Source organism: Aeromonas sobria (genome assembly GCF_000820145.1).
GTDB classification, from domain to species: domain Bacteria; phylum Pseudomonadota; class Gammaproteobacteria; order Enterobacterales; family Aeromonadaceae; genus Aeromonas; species Aeromonas sobria.
Map to the genome: position 1 here is coordinate 399,956 of NZ_CDBW01000006.1, position 20,029 is coordinate 419,984.

General features: G+C 56.3%; 28 protein-coding genes, 1 tRNA gene and 1 pseudogene. 16 read left to right on the forward strand and 14 right to left on the reverse strand.

Going from position 1 to position 20,029, the window contains the following annotated elements; genetic code table 11:
• The first annotated feature begins 33 nt into the window (after positions 1-33).
• The 10 genes from BN1135_RS04285 (at position 34) to BN1135_RS21365 (ending at position 4,787) form a co-directional block, all read left to right on the forward strand.
• Entirely contained in the window at positions 34-540 is a 507-nt protein-coding gene (locus tag BN1135_RS04285; protein WP_042019083.1) for a hypothetical protein, read from the forward strand.
• Positions 540-755 carry a hypothetical protein gene (locus BN1135_RS04290; protein WP_042019084.1) on the forward strand — a complete coding sequence of 72 codons (216 nt, stop codon included), beginning with the start codon at positions 540-542 and terminating at the stop codon, positions 753-755. The genes BN1135_RS04285 and BN1135_RS04290 overlap by 1 nt, the downstream gene beginning before the upstream one ends.
• Positions 752-1,114, forward strand: coding sequence for a hypothetical protein (locus BN1135_RS04295; protein ID WP_042019085.1), 363 nt, complete (start codon positions 752-754; stop codon positions 1,112-1,114). Before BN1135_RS04290 ends, BN1135_RS04295 begins: the two co-directional genes overlap by 4 nt.
• Positions 1,111-1,437 (forward strand): type IV toxin-antitoxin system YeeU family antitoxin, encoded by a 327-nt coding sequence (locus BN1135_RS04300; protein ID WP_042019086.1) that lies wholly within the window; start codon positions 1,111-1,113, stop codon positions 1,435-1,437. Before BN1135_RS04295 ends, BN1135_RS04300 begins: the two co-directional genes overlap by 4 nt.
• Before the next feature lie 28 nt (positions 1,438-1,465).
• Positions 1,466-2,008 (forward strand): hypothetical protein, encoded by a 543-nt coding sequence (locus BN1135_RS04305; RefSeq protein ID WP_042019087.1) that lies wholly within the window; start codon positions 1,466-1,468, stop codon positions 2,006-2,008.
• 1 nt (position 2,009) lies between these two features.
• On the forward strand, positions 2,010-2,351 hold the full coding sequence (locus BN1135_RS04310) for a hypothetical protein (protein ID WP_042019088.1): 342 nt from the start codon (positions 2,010-2,012) through the stop codon (positions 2,349-2,351).
• A gap of 71 nt (positions 2,352-2,422) precedes the next feature.
• Positions 2,423-2,719, forward strand: a complete 297-nt coding sequence (locus BN1135_RS04315) for a hypothetical protein (protein WP_042019090.1) — start codon at positions 2,423-2,425, stop codon at positions 2,717-2,719.
• Between the two features lie 115 nt (positions 2,720-2,834).
• The gene (locus BN1135_RS04320; RefSeq protein ID WP_042019091.1) at positions 2,835-3,149 is read left to right on the forward strand and encodes a hypothetical protein; all 315 of its coding nucleotides are present in this window, start codon (positions 2,835-2,837) and stop codon (positions 3,147-3,149) included.
• 2 nt (positions 3,150-3,151) lie between these two features.
• Positions 3,152-3,556, forward strand: a complete 405-nt coding sequence (locus BN1135_RS04325; protein ID WP_082186722.1) for a type IV toxin-antitoxin system YeeU family antitoxin — start codon at positions 3,152-3,154, stop codon at positions 3,554-3,556.
• 685 nt (positions 3,557-4,241) lie between these two features.
• Positions 4,242-4,787 (forward strand): hypothetical protein, encoded by a 546-nt coding sequence (locus BN1135_RS21365; RefSeq protein ID WP_175479097.1) that lies wholly within the window; start codon positions 4,242-4,244, stop codon positions 4,785-4,787.
• 34 nt (positions 4,788-4,821) lie between these two features.
• On the opposite strand, the gene BN1135_RS04330 is transcribed toward BN1135_RS21365, so the two are convergent.
• Complete coding sequence (locus tag BN1135_RS04330; RefSeq protein WP_042019093.1) at positions 4,822-6,120, reverse strand: DUF6575 domain-containing protein; 1,299 nt, start codon at positions 6,118-6,120, stop codon at positions 4,822-4,824.
• Positions 6,121-6,537 (reverse strand): hypothetical protein, encoded by a 417-nt coding sequence (locus BN1135_RS04335; protein ID WP_042019094.1) that lies wholly within the window; start codon positions 6,535-6,537, stop codon positions 6,121-6,123.
• A gap of 430 nt (positions 6,538-6,967) precedes the next feature.
• On the opposite strand from BN1135_RS04335, the pseudogene BN1135_RS22650 reads away from it, so the two are divergent.
• Positions 6,968-7,189 (forward strand): annotated as a pseudogene (locus BN1135_RS22650) (transposase); the annotation flags it as partial.
• A 329-nt stretch (positions 7,190-7,518) separates the two neighbouring features.
• Here BN1135_RS22650 and BN1135_RS04340 read toward each other — a convergent pair.
• The 9 genes from BN1135_RS04340 to BN1135_RS04380 all read right to left on the reverse strand — a co-directional run bounded on the left by BN1135_RS04340 (position 7,519) and on the right by BN1135_RS04380 (position 13,849).
• A tRNA-Ser gene (locus tag BN1135_RS04340) sits at positions 7,519-7,606 on the reverse strand.
• A gap of 177 nt (positions 7,607-7,783) precedes the next feature.
• A complete protein-coding gene (locus tag BN1135_RS04345) occupies positions 7,784-8,401 on the reverse strand; it encodes a TPM domain-containing protein (protein WP_042019095.1) in 618 nt (205 codons plus the stop codon).
• A 20-nt stretch (positions 8,402-8,421) separates the two neighbouring features.
• Positions 8,422-9,147, reverse strand: coding sequence for a TPM domain-containing protein (locus tag BN1135_RS04350; RefSeq protein WP_042019096.1), 726 nt, complete (start codon positions 9,145-9,147; stop codon positions 8,422-8,424).
• The gene (locus tag BN1135_RS04355) at positions 9,144-9,734 is read right to left on the reverse strand and encodes a LemA family protein (protein WP_042019098.1); all 591 of its coding nucleotides are present in this window, start codon (positions 9,732-9,734) and stop codon (positions 9,144-9,146) included. The genes BN1135_RS04350 and BN1135_RS04355 overlap by 4 nt, the downstream gene beginning before the upstream one ends.
• A gap of 94 nt (positions 9,735-9,828) precedes the next feature.
• Positions 9,829-10,566 (reverse strand): penicillin-insensitive murein endopeptidase, encoded by a 738-nt coding sequence (gene mepA, locus BN1135_RS04360; protein ID WP_042019100.1) that lies wholly within the window; start codon positions 10,564-10,566, stop codon positions 9,829-9,831.
• Entirely contained in the window at positions 10,566-11,465 is a 900-nt protein-coding gene (locus tag BN1135_RS04365) for an amino acid ABC transporter permease (protein WP_042019102.1), read from the reverse strand. The genes mepA and BN1135_RS04365 overlap by 1 nt, the downstream gene beginning before the upstream one ends.
• On the reverse strand, positions 11,465-12,286 hold the full coding sequence (locus tag BN1135_RS04370) for a transporter substrate-binding domain-containing protein (RefSeq protein WP_042019104.1): 822 nt from the start codon (positions 12,284-12,286) through the stop codon (positions 11,465-11,467). The genes BN1135_RS04365 and BN1135_RS04370 overlap by 1 nt, the downstream gene beginning before the upstream one ends.
• A gap of 2 nt (positions 12,287-12,288) precedes the next feature.
• Positions 12,289-13,086, reverse strand: coding sequence for an amino acid ABC transporter permease (locus BN1135_RS04375; RefSeq protein ID WP_042019105.1), 798 nt, complete (start codon positions 13,084-13,086; stop codon positions 12,289-12,291).
• Positions 13,079-13,849, reverse strand: coding sequence for an amino acid ABC transporter ATP-binding protein (locus BN1135_RS04380; protein ID WP_042019106.1), 771 nt, complete (start codon positions 13,847-13,849; stop codon positions 13,079-13,081). The genes BN1135_RS04375 and BN1135_RS04380 overlap by 8 nt, the downstream gene beginning before the upstream one ends.
• Positions 13,850-13,955: 106 nt before the next feature.
• On the opposite strand from BN1135_RS04380, the gene BN1135_RS04385 reads away from it, so the two are divergent.
• Positions 13,956-14,498 (forward strand): hypothetical protein, encoded by a 543-nt coding sequence (locus tag BN1135_RS04385; RefSeq protein ID WP_042019107.1) that lies wholly within the window; start codon positions 13,956-13,958, stop codon positions 14,496-14,498.
• A 216-nt stretch (positions 14,499-14,714) separates the two neighbouring features.
• Positions 14,715-14,996, forward strand: coding sequence for an RNA recognition motif domain-containing protein (locus tag BN1135_RS04390; protein ID WP_082186725.1), 282 nt, complete (start codon positions 14,715-14,717; stop codon positions 14,994-14,996).
• A gap of 70 nt (positions 14,997-15,066) precedes the next feature.
• Here the strand turns inward: BN1135_RS04390 and BN1135_RS04395 are convergent, their stop codons facing one another.
• Complete coding sequence (locus tag BN1135_RS04395; RefSeq protein ID WP_042019278.1) at positions 15,067-15,966, reverse strand: aldo/keto reductase; 900 nt, start codon at positions 15,964-15,966, stop codon at positions 15,067-15,069.
• A gap of 149 nt (positions 15,967-16,115) precedes the next feature.
• On the opposite strand from BN1135_RS04395, the gene BN1135_RS04400 reads away from it, so the two are divergent.
• The 3 genes from BN1135_RS04400 to ltaE all read left to right on the forward strand — a co-directional run bounded on the left by BN1135_RS04400 (position 16,116) and on the right by ltaE (position 18,444).
• Complete coding sequence (locus BN1135_RS04400; RefSeq protein ID WP_033137628.1) at positions 16,116-16,523, forward strand: helix-turn-helix domain-containing protein; 408 nt, start codon at positions 16,116-16,118, stop codon at positions 16,521-16,523.
• 87 nt (positions 16,524-16,610) lie between these two features.
• Positions 16,611-17,312 carry an SDR family oxidoreductase gene (locus BN1135_RS04405; protein WP_042019109.1) on the forward strand — a complete coding sequence of 234 codons (702 nt, stop codon included), beginning with the start codon at positions 16,611-16,613 and terminating at the stop codon, positions 17,310-17,312.
• A 112-nt stretch (positions 17,313-17,424) separates the two neighbouring features.
• Complete coding sequence (ltaE, locus tag BN1135_RS04410; RefSeq protein WP_042019111.1) at positions 17,425-18,444, forward strand: low-specificity L-threonine aldolase; 1,020 nt, start codon at positions 17,425-17,427, stop codon at positions 18,442-18,444.
• A gap of 95 nt (positions 18,445-18,539) precedes the next feature.
• Here ltaE and BN1135_RS04415 read toward each other — a convergent pair whose 3' ends face one another.
• Together BN1135_RS04415 and BN1135_RS04420 are read right to left on the reverse strand one after the other, a co-directional pair.
• A complete protein-coding gene (locus BN1135_RS04415) occupies positions 18,540-18,971 on the reverse strand; it encodes a PAS domain-containing protein (protein WP_042019112.1) in 432 nt (143 codons plus the stop codon).
• Positions 18,972-18,979: 8 nt separating this feature from the next.
• Positions 18,980-20,002: a response regulator gene (locus BN1135_RS04420; protein ID WP_042019114.1), complete on the reverse strand. Its 1,023-nt coding sequence runs from the start codon at positions 20,000-20,002 to the stop codon at positions 18,980-18,982.
• Between the last annotated feature and the right edge of the window lie 27 nt (positions 20,003-20,029).

Below are 20,029 nucleotides of genomic sequence, written 5' to 3' on the forward strand. Positions count from 1 at the left end.
AAAGGTGGCCTTTCGCATTTCAAGGAGTCCCCCATGTCTGCCTTCATGATCGACCGCCAGGATTACCTGGCCTTTGCCGTACAGTTGCACCGTTTTTGCAATGCCCCGATGCCACCGCACTACACCCTTGAGTTGCTGCGCACCCTCTGGTGGTTCCCGCCAGCAGACACGACCAGTACCTGGACATGGCGGGTAGACCGGTTGGTACGGTTGATGATGCTCGCCAACAGACGGGCGGTCTGGCATCGCTATCAGTTAGGACGCCAGCAAGACCAGAAGGAACCACGCCAGCGTGGCTCAACCAAACTGGGACCGCTTAAACCTGCCCACCGTTACCACCAGGCACCACTCAACGATGCCGCACTGGTAGCCCTCTACAAATTCACCTGCTGCGCCCTGTACCAATCGAGTGAATGGAGCGGGAGCCATGAGCAGGCACCTCGGCTTGTGAAGGTACTACAGCAGTTGCAACAGGCTCTCGCGCAAGACGTGCTGACCCGGCTGTCACTGTGGGAGCAAGCCCCTTGGGGAGAGATGTGATGAACCTTTCCATCATCCTGACGGTGACAAGCTCACCACCGAGCTCAACTGCCCATATAGCCCAGCGTATCGCCGATGACATGGCACACCTGCATCACCGTCTAGGGGATGGGGTCAGTGATGAACTGGGAATCAGCATCAGTTACCTAGTCGAACAGTTTGCGCTGCTGGCAGCGGCTTACCGTTCACCTGCAGAAAGGGAGAAACACCCATGATCGAATTCAACGATAGCTTCACTCAGGTCGCAGTAGCTCAGGCAATGAGCGCACATGGCGATTTGCATCGGCTCATTACCTATCAGCTCACCTTCCCGAAGTGGGCACACGACTATGACGAGATCGGCAAGCGCGCTGGCCCCGACAAGATCAAGCCCGTGCCAACGATGCACAAGACCACGTTGTTCGTGAGTCCACTGGACATGGTGGACAACCTGCCCCGCGAGATTAACTTTGCGTGGTGGGAGCGTGAGTGCAACGACCTCGGCTATCCCGCTGGGGAGTGGCGACGCACCATTGTGGGGGCCTACTTCAACCACGGCACCAACGACAACCCAAACTGGAGCAGCCACACATGAGCATCTTCGAGCACATGACATGGGGACTGGGCACCCCGAACCTGCCCAAGCTGGGGGCTCGAGCCATTCTGCAACGTGGTTATGTTGATTTCCTGGGCGACCGTGCCGGTATGTACGGCGAGCCAGACGAGGCGTGGCGGGCCGAGTGCGACACGGTGCTGCCGCACTTCCTGCGTGAGTTAACCAAGATGGCCAAGGCATACCAGATATGCACCGACATGGACGAGGTGTTTCGCCTTGAACACAAGGGCTGGGTGTGTGAAGCCAGTCCGAGACGCAGCTACGGCTACCTCTACCTCGACATCTACCACCCCGCTAGCTAGCGGGGTGTTTGTTTCAAGGAGAAGTATCATGAACAAGTTCTATCACGTGGGCACACTGGCCCGCCGTGAAGTCACCGCCCTGCTGCACACGCTGACGCACAATGCAGCCGCCAATGCCGAGGGGATCCTCAACTACGTGGGCAGCAAGCTGAACCCCTACGACCCGCGCAAAGAGAAGGCCAAGGCACGGCACACATTGCGCCGGGTCAAGAAGGCTCTGAAGGTAGGGAGTATCCCGCTTGAGCTCACCGTGACGGGTTGCCGCATCGACCGTGGCAGCCATCAGGCTGACCGTTACTACTACGACCGGACGCTGCTGGCCCAGGGCTGGCAACAATACGATACCGAGGAAGACGCCTGGTATTTCGGCATATGGATTCACACAGAGAAGCTGGAGACCTTTACCTACGCCGAAGGGGATACCAGCCATGTGATTGCGCCAAACGTTGAGGCGTTTCGCGCTGAATTGGCGCGGCTCTACCAGTACCACCCACAAGCACCGGCGTTTATCAGCATCGACCCAGAAGCGGGCGTTGTGACCCGACATTTTGAAGCCAAGCCGGAGGTGTGAAATGGCTAAGAACATCACCATCAAGGTGCCCGGCAAACATCCGCAAACTGGCGAGCTCACCACCTTTGAGCAAAAGGGCCAACGCATCGATATCGACATCGGCGGGCAGGCTGTGCCCTTCCTCATTCACGGGAGGGGGATAGGAACGTCGCTCACCCACATCCCGAGCGGCTACCGCATTGCACTGCTCGGCGGCTGGCTCACCGCGCGTTACGCAGTCCCTGAGAATAAGCCCAGCAGAACGGCCTGCGCCCGGATGGCCATAGACCGACTGGTAGCCCAATACGGTTCGCTGCATCTGCTGGACCGACTCAATTGCAAGCCGGTTATCAATCAGCTGTAACGCACTGCCCGTGCCCCCCTTCTCGCCAAGACTTAGAGGGCACGACAGCCCAGACAACAAGGAGCGATGCCATGACCAACACCCTACCTACAACACCTAATCCACTGGCAGGCCACTCAGTGATGCAGATGCTGGATGTCGCCATGAGCGCCATCATCGGCGATTACGATGACACAGACCTGGTGCCAGAATGGCAATGGGTCAAGCGTATGGCCTCCCATGAACATGTCGGTGTGAAGGATGACTCCGCATATGAGTTCACCCTGAACCTGGCCATGGAGCTCGATGTCATCCCGCCAGCACTGCAACCCTTGCTCACTGCCGTCCAGCAGGCTGGCGTGAACTACATCCTGTTTTACAACGACTAGCCACCGTGACCTGGTAGCGGTCAACAGCCACAACAACCCTGCCACGCTTATCCACAAACAGCATAAAGGGCCAGCCCTAACAGGCTGGCCATTAGCATCATTTGAGTCACAAAACATGACCCGTCTTATCACAGGGCTCGAGGTGCATCGCTATGCCCCCGAGCTTAACAAACTGCATCTGCGAAACCGGCAGACGTTACCGGCCCCCGGCATAACCACCATCAAAGAGGCGAAAGCCCGCCTGTTTAGCCGCTGGCAGCCGGGGCATCAGGTAACTATCACCGTGAGCCATCCTAACTACGTCAATCTCTCTCGGCTCTACCGGGGGCGACTGGCAAACCTGACCGAACTCCCAGAACACCTGACCAAGCTGCGCCAGCGCCACAACGTGCCTGGCACCCGCATCAACATTCAACTGAGGTATCGCTAATCATGACCACGACAACCACCCACACAAATGGCCAACAACCTGCCGTTCCAGACCAGCCAACGCGGATTTTTGCGCAGTGGGGCTTGCCCCACACCGTTACACCGCGCTTTGGCGCTCGTCTCATTCAGGAGCATCATCGCCTACACTTGTTGTCAGACCGGGCCTCATTGATTGGCGAATGGGAGGAGGTGGCTATCGACAGGCTGGAAGCAGCATTCCCTACCATCATCATAGAATTGGAAAGCAAACTGCTGACTGGCGAGCTGGGTGCCCGATGCCAGCAACGAATCACCATCCAGCATTGTGGGTTTACCTGCGAAGCAGATACCTTGGGCAGCCATGGCTATGTCTATATCGCGATTTACCCTGCGACGAGCATGGACGCCAATCCTGACCGCAAGGCGTGACCACACATCCGCTTGTGGTAACATTTTTACACCTACTCGTCCGTGAAAAGTGTGTAGGTCGTGGGGAAGGCCAATACGCGGCCTTCCCTTTGTTTTTTATGACCTTAACCTGGGCGGCATCATCACGTCCTGAACCTGACTGGCTCCAACTTTTCCGGTATCATGAGTGCCATATTTCATTAGAGAACAAGGTGCCGACATGCCATTTTGGAATTGAGTAAATAAGAATCAAGCTAGGGAACTTGGCACCAAAGTGCCATACAACCTGCTGCAAGCAGAGGGGAGATTTGGACCCCATTGATATTCCAAGATGATAACCGGCTGGAACTACACGCCTTGATACGCCACTCATGACAAGCGAGATTCATTTACCTCCCACCAATTTGAATGCGATAATGACAAGCTGAAACGGCGCCATCCACACTTGGTCATCAATGGTCTTGAGACACAAGCTCTACTCCATCAGACAAGTAAGTACAGGACTAGCTAACATCAAAGAGATATGATTGTCCGAGCTGAAATCAGAGTTAAGCAAGCACAGGGCTATTACAGGAAGACTCCCAAGAAAATGTACTAATGATGAGCAAAAAAAACGAATAAAATAACCTAAAAGTCTCTCCTGCTTTGTAGAATCTCTAATTTCGCCATCGCGAGTTAAATCGAAGTAAAACTAAAGGGTTCTGGTATGGATAAAGTACACAATAAAAGCTGCGTAGATAGATGGCGATTTACCCTCTCTTTCTTTCTTTCTTTCTTTCTTTCTTTCTTTCTTTTTATCTGGATAATAACCTGCGCCTTAATCACAGTTAAGTATCTTTTCCTTACTTGGACTGGAGATTATACCTTTCTAACCTTATTACTTCAGCCCGCTGGCGAGTTGGTGATTAGTGATGAAATAAGATTGGCTACATTTACGATTGCCGGTGCTTTGCTTGGTGGTTCAACCCTCAGCATAACTTCGCTGCATAAGTATTCGGCAGTAACTAAAACGTTAGATATAGATCATGTATGGGGTTATCTCATGGCTCCAGTACTTTCAATTGTAATCGGTTTACTTATATTCTGCCTGCTCTATAGCGGATTAATGGTTCTGAACGGTGGAGCTAGTGTAAATTCCGAATTATCCAGTGTTAGGATTGGATATCTTTCTCTTGGGGCAATTTGTTCTTATAACTGGGATGTATTTGTACTAAAACTACAAAGATTATCAAAACATGTCGACAATGGGTAAAGAGGGCATCGTTCTCTTTACCCATTACTCTAGTTTACTGTATGCCTGAACCCATATTGGTGTAATAGGGTTTTAATTGCGTACACCAAGACTTGAGGGTATTGGCTCGCCGTGAAATCGTGTCTCCAGAAAGAGATGGACAGCATTGGCTTAAGAACTCCATCGCAGTACTGGCATCAATGTCAGCCAGACTTGTAATGTCACAATAATTCATCCATGCCCAAGCACACTCGCTACCCTCAAAGGCATTCGCTGTAATTCGATATCTTGTACTCTCATCAGAGAGCGCCAATCGCTCACCCTGAGGGGTTAATTCTCCATTGTATTCTAGGAATCCAAGAATAAGTGCAGCATGGCGATAATAATCAACCAAGCGTTTATCTACATTCAAACTTTCCGCTGTGATTGGCTCATTTCTCCATTTTAGCTCAACATACTGAAATACTGTTTCAACATTATTTCCCTGTGGGACCTTTATGGAGGAAATATAGGTCATAGCTCGTGACTTAAGCTTCGACAAATATAATTCAGCATCAAGCTTATAGAGCTTAATAATCTGTTCTGGTAACGCTGATGACCGAAGCTCAAAGTCAACACTTGATAACTCAATTGCTTTCAAAAAATTAAGAAAAACCTTGATATCGATATCATTTGATTCCAATAGATGGATGATATCCTTCTTGTGGATCATGAGTGATGATACTTGACCTAAAAATTCTTCAAATTTTGAGAGCTCTTCTGCATGTAACGAAATAGCGAAAGAACCATAACGCGCATTCAGCGCCTGCATATTTCCTTTCACACCTATTGAGCGATTGAAGCCGAATACCAACTCACTGAAGCGATCACACACTTGACTCATGTGTTCAAGTGAAACATTTTTCTTCGCCTTCTTATTATATTTTGAGACAATAATTTCATGTGTAGGCACAAGATTGTCATTCAATAAAGTAGGTGAATAGGCCACAACTCGTTTAACAAAAATCCCTAGTGCTGGTAGAGTGATTTCCGCTATTTTGTTTTTATGCTTAAATTCAAAATTTAACGAAAGCTCTGTTGAAAAAGGGAGTGCCAGTGCGCAAAAATAGTCTTGCTCTTGACGTTCAAGCATATCACGCAGACCGACCTTTGCTTTTTCATAAGCAATTATCCGAGCTTTAGAACATGGGATGATGTACCAATTTTCATAATCAGCATCATCGCCTACCCAGTAAACGAAGAAGGTTGAACCACTTTCATTTTCGGCATAGAAAATCTTAGGTCCCTCAAAATCAAGATAGACGTTAACTATTCTAAGCTGACCTAATGCTGGGAAACTGGCAAATATATCCATTTATTTCACCTCGCTAAAATTCAGGTGAACACGACTGTTCTTTTTGAGCCACAGCGTGAAATGCCCCGTAACTAGCGTTTTACGTATCTTCCCCACACCCGCACTTATCGTGCCACATGCGAGTTTTCGCTCCTTTAAAGCCTCGGGCAATGAAGCCATAACCTCAACTAATAAATCTTTGCTATTCCACACACTGGTACCATAAACAGCCTGCTTTTCCTCCACTGTGTGACAGTGTTTATGCCTATTTGGTTGCTCCTGATGAGTACATAGAAAGCATTTCTCAGTCGGAGGAATCGACTTGACTAGTCTATACACCATTTCCTCTGCATTTGCATCCGAAGCATCCTTTGGAGGAAGTGCCAGATCGGAAGGGTAGAAATCCGGCCAACCATCCTTATCATCGTTTTTCTGCACTTTGTTTCTTTCTCTAGCAAGTCTCAGGAATATGCTTCTACAACCCATCAAAAAGTGAAAAGCATTATAAAATCAGTTAGATGTTTTATCGCGATAACGTTCATTTAATGGTCTCGCATTATAAATGGATTCGTAAGTAAAGAAAATTTTTATTCGTATACAATCTCTACAAAACTTACCATCTGCATACATCTGGTAAGCGTCGACTAGGGGCTGACGTCTTGAACTGATGAATTTCGGTACAATACCTGCTCCGTTAATGTAAAAATCATCGTCTCATGTCAACACCCACCCTTCGTCGCTTTTGTCGCTGGCGCGACAAGGGTATTTGGGCCCACCTTCAAGAACGGCCTATGATTGACGCCAGCCATATCAAGGTCCATCCCCTCAAGGTCCATCCCCATGCCAGTGGTGCTCAAGGTCGCAACTAGGATATGGAGGTCACCAAGGGGGACCAAACAGAGCAATCCATTTGGAAATCAACGGACATGGCAGGTCGATAAAATGCATGATTACAGCAGGAACGACAGCGGATTGTACGCAAGCCGCGACCTTGATTGACGACCTGGATGCTGCCTATTTATTGGCAGATAGAGGATATGATGCCAATGCGTTGATCGCGTTAGCCAAAGCCGGGGGAAAGAGTCACTAATTCCTTCGAAACGTAATCGCAAGGAGCTACGAAAGCATGACAGGGAGCTTTGCAAGGCAAGGCACTTGGTCGAAAACGCCTTCCTTCATCTGAAGCAATGGAGGGGAATTGCGACAAGATACGCCAAAAAGACAAGCTCGTTTGTGGCAGCAATACAGCTTTGCTGCACGTACTTTTGGGCCGAGGTCTCATGACGACAGCCTCTGGACAGTCCAACGGAGTACAAGACAGTTCCGTACCAGCCGACATCAAATGGCATAGTGGATGGCATAACGAAAAACGCACATAAAGAAAAAGCCCAAGCAATTCAATTGCTTGGGCTTATCATTTGGCGGTGAGGGAGGGATTCGAACCCTCGATACGTTGCCGTATACACACTTTCCAGGCGTGCTCCTTCAGCCACTCGGACACCTCACCAAATTTTGGTCTGTGGTTTAACGTGTTCAGCCAACACGTTGTTCGCTGCGCTGTTGCGCTGGAACGGGGCGTAATTTAGGGGAAAGGGCTGTGTGGGTCAACCTCTTTTCCCCTTATTTTTCATAATCTTTTCCGAATGCCTAACCCTTGCGCAGAATGCCGGTTTTTTAAACCGGATCAGGGCTTATCGAGGATGATCAGACTGTCCGGCAGCTCATTTTGATCCCGGGTGGCCGGGAAGGCATCGGTCAAAATGGCGCTGACGCGCGCCACGCACTCCAGAAAACCCTGTTCGATCTCCTTGTTGCGCACTCGCGCCACGAAGTCGTCGATGATCTCCTGCCACTGGCCATTGTCGATATGCTGGGCGATGCCGTCATCCACCAGTATTTCTACATAGTGCTCGGCGGCCGAGACGAAGATCAGCACCCCGAGCCGATCACGGGTGCGGTGCAGCCCCTGCTCGACAAATTGCAGCCGAGCCATCAGGGCTGCCCGGTGCTGGCTGACCTTCTTCGGGATCAGCCGCATCTTGATGGGCGTCCAGTGGAACAGCAGGCTGAGCAGCAGCCAGACTGACCACTGCACCAGCAGGATCTCGTACCAGCCGAGCCAGAAACCGAGCTGGAACACCAGCAGCGGGGTAAGCATGGCCAGCAAGGCTGCCCAGAGGGTCGGAATGTAGCGATAGCCATCGCTGGCTGGGGCCAGCACGGTGACCAGCTCGGCATCAGTCTCTAGCTCCGCCTCGCGAACCTTGGCCTGAAGCGTGTGGAAGAACTGTTTAGAAATCATGATTTTTCTCTTTACTCCTGTTACCAGCCACCGGAGGCACCACCGCCACCAAAACTGCCACCACCACCGCTGAATCCGCCACCACCAAAACTACCTCCTGAGGAACCTGCACCAAAGCCGCCGGCCGTGTAGGCTGCCCGACGGCGTCTGCCGGACCCACCACCGCCCCCGCGCAGGTTATGGAGCACGATCATCGCAATCACCATCAGAACAAACAGCCAGAATCCGCCGGACTTGTCATCTTTTGGTTGTTCGACCGGCTGATACTCTCCTGCCAGTGCCTTCATGATGCTCTGGCTGCCCGCCATTATGCCGGCCACCATATCGCCGCGCTTGAAGGCAGGCAGGATGCGACCATGGATGATGTTGGCGGCGATAGCGTCGGGCAGGGCGCCCTCCAGCCCGTATCCCACCTCGATCCGCACCTTGCGTTCATCCTGGGCGATCAGCAACAGCACGCCATTGTTTTTGCCTTTCTGGCCGATCCCCCAGTGGCGACCGAGCTGGTAGCCGTACTCCTCGATGGTCTCCCCATCGAGGCTGTCGACGGAGACCACCACCAGCTGGATGCCGCTGCGCTTTTCAAAGGCGGCCAGCTGTTGGGTCAGTTGATGGGCCTGTTTGCGGGACATCAGCGCTGCCTCGTCCACCACCCGTCCGCTCAAGGCCGGAAAGTTCGGCGCGGCCTGCAGCGCTGCCGTCCAGAGCAGCAAAAAAGGGAGCAGTGCACGCAGCATCATCTTCATTGGAAGCTGACCTTGGGTGCCTCATCGGCGCCGGGCTTGGCACTGAAACTGGGTTTGGCTGCCAGATCCGAGTAGAGCAACTTGGACCAGATGACGCCGGGGAAGGTGCGGATCTCGGTATTGAACTGACGCACCGCCTCGATATAGTCGCGGCGGGCCACCGAGATGCGGTTTTCGGTCCCTTCCAGCTGGGCCTGCAGGGTCAGGAACTGTTGGTCCGCCTTGAGGTCTGGGTAGCGCTCTACCACCACCATCAGGCGGGAGAGGGCGCTGGAGAGCTGGTTCTGCGCCGCTTCAAACTCCTTGAGTTGGGCAGGATCGCTCACTTGCACGCTGCCAACCCGGGCGCGGGCATCGGTGACCGCCTTGAGGGTATCCTGCTCATGGCTGGCGTAGCCCTTGACGGTGGCCACCAGATTGGGGATGAGATCGGCGCGGCGCTGATACTGGTTCTCCACCTGTCCCCAGCTCGCCTTGACCTGCTCATCCAGGGTCGGAATGTTGTTCATGCCGCAGCCAGTCAAGCCGAGCAGCAGGGTCAGGGTCAACAGGCTCTGCGTGGTTTTGCGCCAGAGTGATGTGGCCATCTTGTTGTTCTCCTTTGAAATGTCGAGCGGATAGAGCACTACCACTGGGTCGGCCGTGCGCGACCAAATAGCGCACCACCATACCAGCTTGGGGTCAGTTGCCACAACGCGCAGGTAGTTCAGGCCGCTTGTTGATGCCGGAAACCTTGGGCAGTTGGGGTTTGTCTTTGAGCCAGGAGGTGAGCTCCTCGCCGCAGCCGTTGCCGGGAGGAATGGGGGCCTGGGGCTCGCAATCGGCGCTGCCCACCGGGCAGCGTAGTCGCACATGGAAGTGGCTGAAGTGGCCGACCCAGGGGCGCAGCTTGGCGACCCAGGGCTCATCGCCCGCTTGCTTGCAGACTTCGGCCTTGATCACCGGATTGACAAAAATGCGGGCCACATCGGGTTTGCTGGCGGCCAGCCGTAGCAGGGTGAGCTGCTGCGGGCCAAAGCGCCCCGGCAACATCTTGTAGCTGGGTTCGTCGATCAGCGCCCACTCCTTGGGAGCATCCTGCTCCCACTTGCTAATGGGGCGGTTGGCCATGCGAAACCAGATATCGGCATCGAGACCGGTCTGGTGGCTGCGATGGCCGGAAGTAAAGGGGCCGCCATGGGCCATCGCCAGATCGGCGATATAGAGATCCGGCAGCCCGGCCATGCGGGTCTGGTTGGCCAGCGTCTGCAGATAGTGGATAAGGTCGGGGTGGCCGTAGTAGCGCAGCCGCTTGGTGCGGATCACCTGATAACCGGGCCCTTCCAGAGGCAGGGATACGCCGTTTTTCAGGCAACCGGCGGCATAACCGCCGATGGCTTCCGCTTGCAATACGGTCGCCAGCAACAGGGACGTCAGCATCAGTGGGCTCCTTGTCTTGATTCGAGTCGGCTCAGCAGCACGAACAGACTCAAACATATTAATAAATAGGCCGCCGCCACCAGCAGCCAGATCTCGTAGACCAGTCCGCTGGAGTTGGCCATCTCGGTGCCAACGAAGGTGAGCTCCTGTACCGAGATAAGCGAAACGATGGCGGTATCCTTCACCAGCGCGATGAGCTGGCCGGTGAGGGGGGGCAGCATCAGCAGCATGGCCTGCGGCAGGATCACATGGCGCAGCCGCACCCAAGGGGAGAGCCCGAGGCTCTGCGCCGCTTCCCACTGGCCACGGGGGATGGCGGCCAGCCCGGCGCGGACGATCTCGGCGACGAAGGCGGCGCTGATCATCCCGACACAGAGGGTGCCTGAGATGAGGTTTTCCCAGCGGGCTGGTGGGCCAAACAGCGCCTCTTGCCATGGGGAGAGCGAAACGGTGCCAAGCCAGCGGGAGAGGCCGCTCGTGGGCAGCAGCTGGCTGGCGATAAAAAAGTAGAAGATGAAGATAAAGACCAGCGGCGGCAGATTGCGGATCAGCTGGATAAACAGGGTCGCGGGCATCACCAGCCAGGGGCTGCGGCTGAAGGCGGCCACCCCCAACGCAGTGCCGAGCAATAGCGCCAGCACCATGCCGAGCAGGGCGATGCGCAAGGTGGTGAACAGACCGCTAAAAAAGTAGGGCAACTCGCCGTGAGGGCCAGGGGTGAACAGCAGATCGAAGGCCTGATGCCAGCGCCACTGATAGGCCACCCCGATGTGCAAGCGGCTGGCCAGCCAGAGGCCAGCCAGCAGCAGGCTCAGCGCGATCACCCCATCCAGCCAGTTAATGTTGTGAAATGGCTTCCGGACTATGCGCCGGATGGTGTGTTTGAAGGCAACCAGCATCAGGGATTGGCGACCTGCGCTTCCCACGCCAGTGACTTGAACCAGTAGTCATGGCGCGCCTTGAGCCAACCATCGGCCTGACGGGCGGCGATCCACTCGTTGAACTCTTCCGCTAACGCATCATCCCCTTTGCGCAGGGCAAAACCTTCATCGCCTTGTGCCAACGGCTCGGCAAACGGCATAAAGAGGGCATCCGGGTGGCGCAGTGCTTCTTGCTCCGGTTTGGGTGAGGAGGAGAGGGCGCCGTGGGCGCGGCCGTTCAACACCTCCTGAAATACCTGTGACTCGTCATCAAACTGGCGCAGGGTGGCCTTGGGGAAGTGCTCTTTTGCTACCTGTACCGGTGAGGCGCCACGACGTACCGCCAGGATCACCCCGCGCTGGTTGAAGTCCGCGATGGTTTTCTTCGCCTTGGCTTGTGTACTGGAGGCGGCCAGCTGCACCCCGGAGTGGGAGTAGGCCTGAGTGAAGCGCACGCTCTTCTCCCGCTCGGGGGTGATGGTGAGGCCGCCGATGATGACGTCATACTTTTTCGCCAGCAGGGAGGGGATGATGCCATCCCAGGCGGTAGGCACGAACTCTACCTGCCAGCCGTTGTCGGTGGCGAGGCGACGGGCCACGTCAATCTCGAAACCAATCAGGGCGCCTTGTTTGTCCCGCATCGCCCAGGGGGCGAAGGTGGACATGCCGACCCGCAGGGTACCGCTCTGCTCGATCTGTGACAGGGTCGCCGATGTTTCTTCTGCCTGGACAGGGGTTACCAGGGCGGCAGTAAACAGCAGGGCTGCGCCCGACAGGGCGGTCTTTAATGATAAATTCATGGTTAGCGTCCTTGTTGGTCCGGATTCAGGTGACGTGCCAGCGCCCGTGAACAGGCGGACAGCGTCAGGGTTAACAGCAAATAGAGGGCGGCCACGGTAAACCACACCTCAAAGGTCAGAAATGTATCGGCAACCAGAGTACGCCCTTCGTTGGTCAGATCGAAGATGGCGATCACACTCACTAGCGCCGAATGCTTGATAAGCGACACCAGCTCATTGGTGAGCGGTGGCAAGGTGATGCGCACCAGCTGGGGCAGGATCACCTTGCGCAGGGTGATGGCCCGCGACAAGCCAAGGGACTGGGCCGCCTCCCACTGCCCTTTGGGAATGGCTTGTACTCCTGCGCGCAATACTTCGGCGGTGAAGGCTCCCTGATAGAGGGATAGGCTCAACACGGCGCAGGCAAGGGGGGCCAATCCCAGCATGGGGCCCAGCAAAAAATAGAGAATGTAGAGCTGCACCAGCTGGGGCGTGGTGCGCACCAGCGCCAGATAGGCGATGGCGAGCCAGGGGCCGAGCCGGGAGGGCAGCAGCCGCAGGCTGACCACGCACACCCCGACCGCCAGAGTACCCAACAGGCTGAGCAGTGCCACCTGCAGGGTGACTAACAGGCCGTTTAGCAGGGGGCCGGCATAAAAGGCTCCCTCATCCCACTCGCCGAGAAAGGGCAATACTCGTGGCCACTGCCACTCATAGCCCATCTGGCGAGCGCCGCTATAGAGTGCCCAGCCGAGCAGCGCAGAGAGCACCACAGTGCCTGACAGCCAGCCAAGCAGGCGGGGGTGTTTGAGCCTAGCCATGATAGCTGAGCACCTGTTCGAGGAAGGCTTGGGTGCGCGGGTGTTGGGGTGAGCTGAACAGCTGGGCGGGCGGGGCCGATTCGATGATCTTGCCTTCGTCCATAAAGAGCACTCGATCTGCTACCTGACGGGCAAAACCCATCTCGTGGGTGACGCAGATAAGGGTCATCCCCTCGTCAGCCAGCTCGCGGATCACATCGAGTACTTCACGGATCATCTCGGGATCGAGGGCGGAGGTGGGCTCGTCAAACAGCATCAGCTCAGGTTGCATGCAGAGGGATCGGGCAATGGCGACCCGTTGTTGCTGGCCGCCGGAGAGCTGGTGGGGGTACTTGTCGGCCTGCGCCTGAATGCGCACCCGCTCGAGCAACCCGAGCGCTCGGGCCTTGGCCTCTTGGGGTCGCAACCCCAGGGTATGCACCGGCGCCACCATCAGGTTCTCCAGCACCGTCATATGGGGGAAGAGGTTGAACTGCTGAAACACCATGCCGACCCGACCTTGCAGGCGGCGCAGGTAGGCGGGGGTCACCGGTTCGCCAAACAGGAATAGCTGGCCGCCATCGATCCCCTCCAGCCCGTTGATGGTGCGGATCAGCGTCGATTTACCCGAGCCTGACGGGCCACAGATAACCCACTTCTCTCCCCGTTCAATGGTGAGATCGATGTGATGAAGAGCCTGAAAGTCGCCATAGAATTTGTCGACGCCACAAAAGCGCACACAGGGTTGCGAGCTGGTCAAGAAGCGGGTTCCACTGAGAATCATTTACGCCATGGTATTGATTTTATAGGGGGATGACAAAGAAAACCCCCTTGTCAGTATCCTGATGCCTATTCACAATGGCGCCATTTCGTGATGACAGGAGCTTTTCATGCGTATTACATCCTTGCTTGCCGGTTCGCAGGTGCAGCTGTTGATGCCGCCAGCGGTTCGCTATCGCTGCGTCATTTTTTTGCTGTTGCTGGTGAGTTGGGGCGTGGTGGCGGCCTCCTTGTGGGATGGCTGGGGCGCCATGGCGCTGCTCAACTGGGTGGGCGTGGTGTTTGGTGGCATCACCGGGATCATGGTGTCGCTGCCCCGCAGCTGGCAGCCCTGGCGCCTGGCGGAGCTGGGGTGGGATGAACAGCATATCTATTTGCTCAATGGCAACAAGGATGAGGCGCTGGCGCTGCCCCGCAGCCAGCTGGTGGCGCTTGAACGGGAGCGGCGAGTGGGCCACGACGGCCAGTGGCTCGACTTCAGCCTCGATCTGCAACTGAGTGAAGAGGAGCTGGCGGCGGCCATGGTCTTGCTGGATCTCAAGGCAGAGGAACTTCATCTGGTGAGCCCGTCGGTCTATCGTTTCGGCTTTAAACGGACCTGGCACGGTCGCCGGATGCTGGCGCGGCGATTGTCAGATCTGCAATCGGTCTGAATCGACTATTTTCTCGACAATTCCCGGCAAAGCTCAGATACTGCCAGTGACTCGAATTGATCTTGTCTGCACTGTTAACCCAAGAGATCAATCACTTGAAGACAGTGTAGTGAGGGCCACGGCATGACGCCATGGCAGGTCCGGCAGAGGGGTTGTGCCCTTACCGTTATGCCGGGAATTGCATAGAGAAGGCACCTTGAATCGAGAGTGGATGGCATGAAGATTTACGTAGGAAATCTGTCGTACCGGATGACGGCCGACGAACTGAAAACCCTGTTCAGCCAGTTTGGACAGGTCGACAAGGTTGATATCATCATCGACCGCGATACCGGCCAGTCAAAGGGATTTGGTTTTATTGAAATGCCGGTCAATGGTGATGGCGAAAAGGCCATCGCTGGTCTGCATGGCACGGAAGTCGGTGGCCGTACCATCACCGTCAACCAGGCCAAACCGAAGACAGATGCTCCCCGTGGTCGCCCGCAACAGCGCCACCGCTAAGGTGCCTCGGCAATGAAAAACGGCATGGGTTTCCCCCATGCCGTTTTTGTTTCTGGACGTTTTGCTGTTATCAGGGAACGTCGTAACCGAGCGCCGCCTTGCGGATGCGGAACCACTGCTGGCGGTTGAGCTCGATGGATTCGGCGGCCACGGCAGCGGCAATCCGTTCCCGCTTGCCGGAGCCAATCAATGGCAGCGGCTGGCTCGGCAGCATCATCACCCAGGCGTAGACCACCTGCTCGATAGTCTGGGCGCCCACTTCCTGGCGGATCTGCTCCAGCTCGGCGCGCAGCGGCGCACAGGCGTCATCGCTGAACAGTCGGCCGCCGCCAAGACATGACCAGGCCATCGGCTTGATACCAAGCTGCTGACACTGATCCAGGGTGCCATCGAGGGTCCCGTCCTGATGGAGCGGCGAGATCTCCAGCTGGTTGGTGACCAGCGGGAAGGGGAGGCGCGATTGCAGCAGTTCGAACTGACGGGGGGTAAAGTTGGATACTCCGGCGTGTTTGATTTTTCCTGCCTGTTTCAGGGTGATAAAGGCGTCGGCCACTTCATCGGCGTTCATCAGGGGATCCGGGCGGTGGATCAGCAGCAGGTCCAGATGGTCGGTGCCGAGCTTGCGCAGCGAGGCCTCGGCGCTGGCGATGATATGGCCCTTGCCGGTGTTGTAGTGGTTGAGAGCATGCTCCGGTTTGGCAGTGAGGGCGATGCCGCATTTGCTGACGATCTCCATCCGCTCGCGCAGGGAAGGTTCGAGACGCAGGGCGTGACCAAAGGCCTCTTCGCACTGGTAGCCGCCATAGATATCGGCGTGATCTATGGTGGTGACCCCCAGATCCAGATGATATTTCATCAGATCAAGCAGAGCGGCCGGAGAGAGTTGCCACTCCATCAGGCGCCAGTAACCCATGATGAGGCGAGAGAAGGTGGGGCCTTGCGGGTGCAGGGCGACACGGGATACAGACATGGTTGACTCCTTGACAAACGAGATGCGAAAACGATGTGCAACATAGATGACTGCAGGCATCTTGGCCTCATGTGGTTGGCAAAGCAATAATGGGTAGTGGCATGATTCGAACTTTAGTTCTGACCAGAGAGGCATAGGGAGAGAGATAGATGGAAGGATTTGCCGAGCGCTTGCAGAGCTTGATCGGGGAGATGAGCGTGAGTGCCTTTGCCCGCAAGGTGGGGCTCAGTGAAGCGCTGATCCGTAAATATTTGAAAGGGGCCGAGCCTGGCCTGGCGCGGGCCAACCAGATCGCCATGGGGGCAAACTGCTCGCTGGAGTGGCTGGCAACCGGCTGCGGTTATCTCTACCGTCAGGCGGAAGTGGTGGACAGAGAGGCGCTGGCGGCGGCGCAGCAACTGCTGGGCGAGCAGCAACCCGGGGTAGGGTTGCCCGATGAGGAGGCGCTGGTCACCCTGCTTGCCTATTACCAGTTTTTGCGTACCCACAAGAAAGCAGACGGTTTTCTCGATCTGGCGTTGGCGCGGGAGTTTGGCCGCCATCTGGGGGAAGCGTGATGAGGGGCGTATTACCCTTTGGTCGTGTCACGGCCGGTTGATTATTCTGATACGCTCTAAGCAAGATAACTCTCCATGGAATGGGCGATGAGCTACTTGATCCTCGGAAGTGGTGCGCTGGGCTCGGCGCTGGCAAGAGAGCTGATGGCAAGGGGGGAGTCCTTCCTGCTGGCCGGGCGCACCTATCCAAAAGGGATCGAGATGGGGGCCTTCTTCCCGCTGCAAGAGGTCGATGCCATCTCGTTCGATGCACTGTTTACCCTCTACGATACCGATCCGCTTCCCACTGTGGTCATCAACACCATCGGCGTGTTGCACGATGTCAGCTTTATGCCGGAACGGCGGGTCGAAGAGGTGCACCCCAAGTGGCTATGCGACAGCCTGCTGGCCAATGCTTGGCCAACGCTGGCGCTGGCTGCCCGCTTCAGCCGGTTGATGGGGAATGACCATCCGCTGTGGCTCTGCGCCATCTCCGATCTGGCGGGATCCATCACTGCCAATCAGGAAGGGGGGCGTTACAGCTACCGGATGAGCAAGGCGGCCCTCGATATGGGGGTGAAAACCCTGGCCCTTGAGTGGGCGCAGCGTTTCCCGCAGGCGGGGGTGGTGGCGGTGGCGCCCGGTTTGATGGACTCCCCGATGAACGCTCCCTTTCTGAGCGAGTTGCCTGCGGAACAATTGCAGGATCCTGCTCTGGTGGCGGTGAAACTGCTCAATCTCATCAAGGGGTTATCGTTGACTCAATCGGGCCAGCTACTGGATCTCAACGGTCAGCCGCTGCCCTGGTAAATTCTGCCTGCGGGTTCCCCTGACGCCCATTTGCTTCACATTCTGCTCATGCGCCCCTTGCCAAGCGAGGGGCGCATGGCTAACGTCACTCTCCTGTTTCAGGAGGGATCTCATGCGCTATATCGATTTACGAAGTGACACCGTCACCCAGCCTACTGATGCCATGCGTCAAGCCATGCTCCACGCCGAAGTCGGTGACGATGTCTATGGTGAAGATCCGGGCGTCAATGCGCTGGAGGCCTATGGGGCCAGATTGCTGGGCAAACAGGCGGCGCTGTTTGTGCCATCGGGCACCATGTCCAACCTGCTGGCGGTGATGAGCCACTGTCAGCGCGGTGAGGGGGCCATCCTCGGCAACGCCGCTCACATCTATCGCTATGAAGCGCAGGGGAGTGCCGTGCTGGGCTCCGTGGCCCTGCAACCCTTGCCGATGCAGCGCGACGGCACGCTGGCCTTCGATGATATCAAGGCCGCGCTGGCCCCTGATGATGCCCACTTTGTCCAGACTCACCTTATCTGCCTTGAAAACACCCACAACGGCAAGGTGCTGCCGCTCTCCTATCTGCAAGAGATGGGGGCATTCGTTGCCGAGCGCGGCTTGAAGCTCCATCTCGATGGCGCCCGGCTCTTTAACGCCGCCGTGGCCAGCGAGACCCCGGTCGCGGTGATCGCTGCGCCGTTTGACAGCATCTCGATCTGCCTCTCCAAGGGGTTGGGGGCACCGGTTGGTTCGCTGCTGGTGGGCAGTCACGACTTCATCGCCCGTGCGCGCCGTCTGCGCAAGATGTTGGGAGGCGGCATGCGTCAGGCGGGCATTCTGGCGCAGGCCGGTCTGTTTGCCCTCGAGCAGCATGTGACCCGTCTGGCGGATGATCACCGCCGTGCCAAACGGCTGGCCGAAGGGCTGGCGGCGCTGCCGGGCATCGAGCTCGACCTCTCGCTGGTGCAGAGCAACATGGTGTTCCTGCGGCTGCGTGAGGGGGAATCCACCCCTCTGCTGGTCTTTATGAAGGAGCGGGGGATCCTCTTCTCCGGTTACGGCGAGCTGCGGCTGGTGACCCATTTGCAGATCAACGATGACGATATTGAAGAAGTGATCGACGCTTTCACCGAGTATCTCGGTGCGTGTTGAGACCGTTTGGTAATGCAGAAGCCTGTTTATACCAAAAGTGGTTTAAACCGAAACAACAGAGGGCGCCGCGGCGCCCTCTGTTGTTTGCAGCAAGCTTAAGCCTGCCGCTGGCCGCTCATCAGCATGGCCTCATCAGTAGCGTCGTAGATCATCACCGCGATGTGAGTCACCTGACCACCGAAATCGGCCAGTGGCACCAGCGTCAGGTTCTGGAACATGTGGGGGGCCGAGCCGGTAATGGGGCGATAGTTGGAGAAACGCAGCAGATAGGGCTTTTGCTCCCAGGTGCTGAAGGCGCGGTTGTTGAGCTTGAAGACCATGTTGGCCTTGCGCTCGAACCAGGCTTTGTCCACATCGGGGAACAGCTCGAACAGCACGCCGTCGCGCACTTCACCGGCCAGTCGGCCGCTGTGGCTCTCCATAAAGCCGTTCCACACCTGAACCTTGTAATCCTTGTCGAGCACCACCAAGCCTACGTCCAGGTTCTGGACTATGTTCATCAGCCAATGAAATTCACGGATTTCCATAGTCACTCCTAGAGCATGTGCATGATTTTGTTGTTCATGGTGGCGATGGAATCTTCGGTAAATAGCAGCAGCAGATCACACTGCACCGCGTAATCCTGGATCCGGTAGTTGATCTCGATGGCGAGCGTACGGCGCCAGCGACTCTTGTTGGTGTTGATCAGTTCGTTAATGGATCTGTGCTGGCCAAGGACCACAGGATGCCCCTGACTGAAGGGGGTATCGAGCTGGTTGGCGTAGCCGCGCAGGAAGGCGCCGATCAGCACGTTGGCGGTATCCATCAGCAGTTCCAGTTCGGCGGTGCGATCCAGCGTCCCCTGATGGTTCATCAGCTTGGCCAAATCTTTGAAGCTGGAGTCATGGAACAGGATCAGCGCTTCGCCGGCGATCCCCGCCCCGATAAACCCCTGACAGACGGCGGAGAGGGTATCTGAATCCGCGGCCGCCGAGAGGGCCATGTGCAGCTCGGAGACCTCCAGCACGTTGACGTTGGGGATGGGGAGGACCACGAAGGCGTTGAGCAGCCGAGCCAGCAAGTCGGCCGCCTGACCCATGGAGACGTTGGCCAGCTCCTGATAGACGTCACGAATCTCCGGGGTGATGATGACGCCCGCATCGGCTATCACGCCGCCGGGCAATTGCTCGGTGGCGCTCGGCTGACCGCTTGGGGCTGCGCTCCAGAAACCATGTTGTTTGAGCAGGGCGAGCAGGGTGTCAGGGGCGGCAGGTTTCTTGATGAAATCGAGCGCCCCCAGCCCCATGACCCGCTGATAGGCTTCCGGCTGGATATCGCCGGAGACCACGATCACCTTGTTGCGCAGTCCCTCCCGTTGGAGGGTCTCCAGCACGCCGTAACCGTCCATCTCTGGCATGGTCAGATCGAGGAAGATGAGATCGCCATGACCCATCAGTACCTGTTCGATCCCTTCGAGACCATTGGCCGCGTAGTGCAAATCGACTTTCCAGTCGGCGGGGAGTGCCCGCGCCAGCTGTTTGCGGGCGAACCCGGAGTCATCACATATCAATACATTCATGGCGTTAGGCAGGCTCTGTTGGCAAGG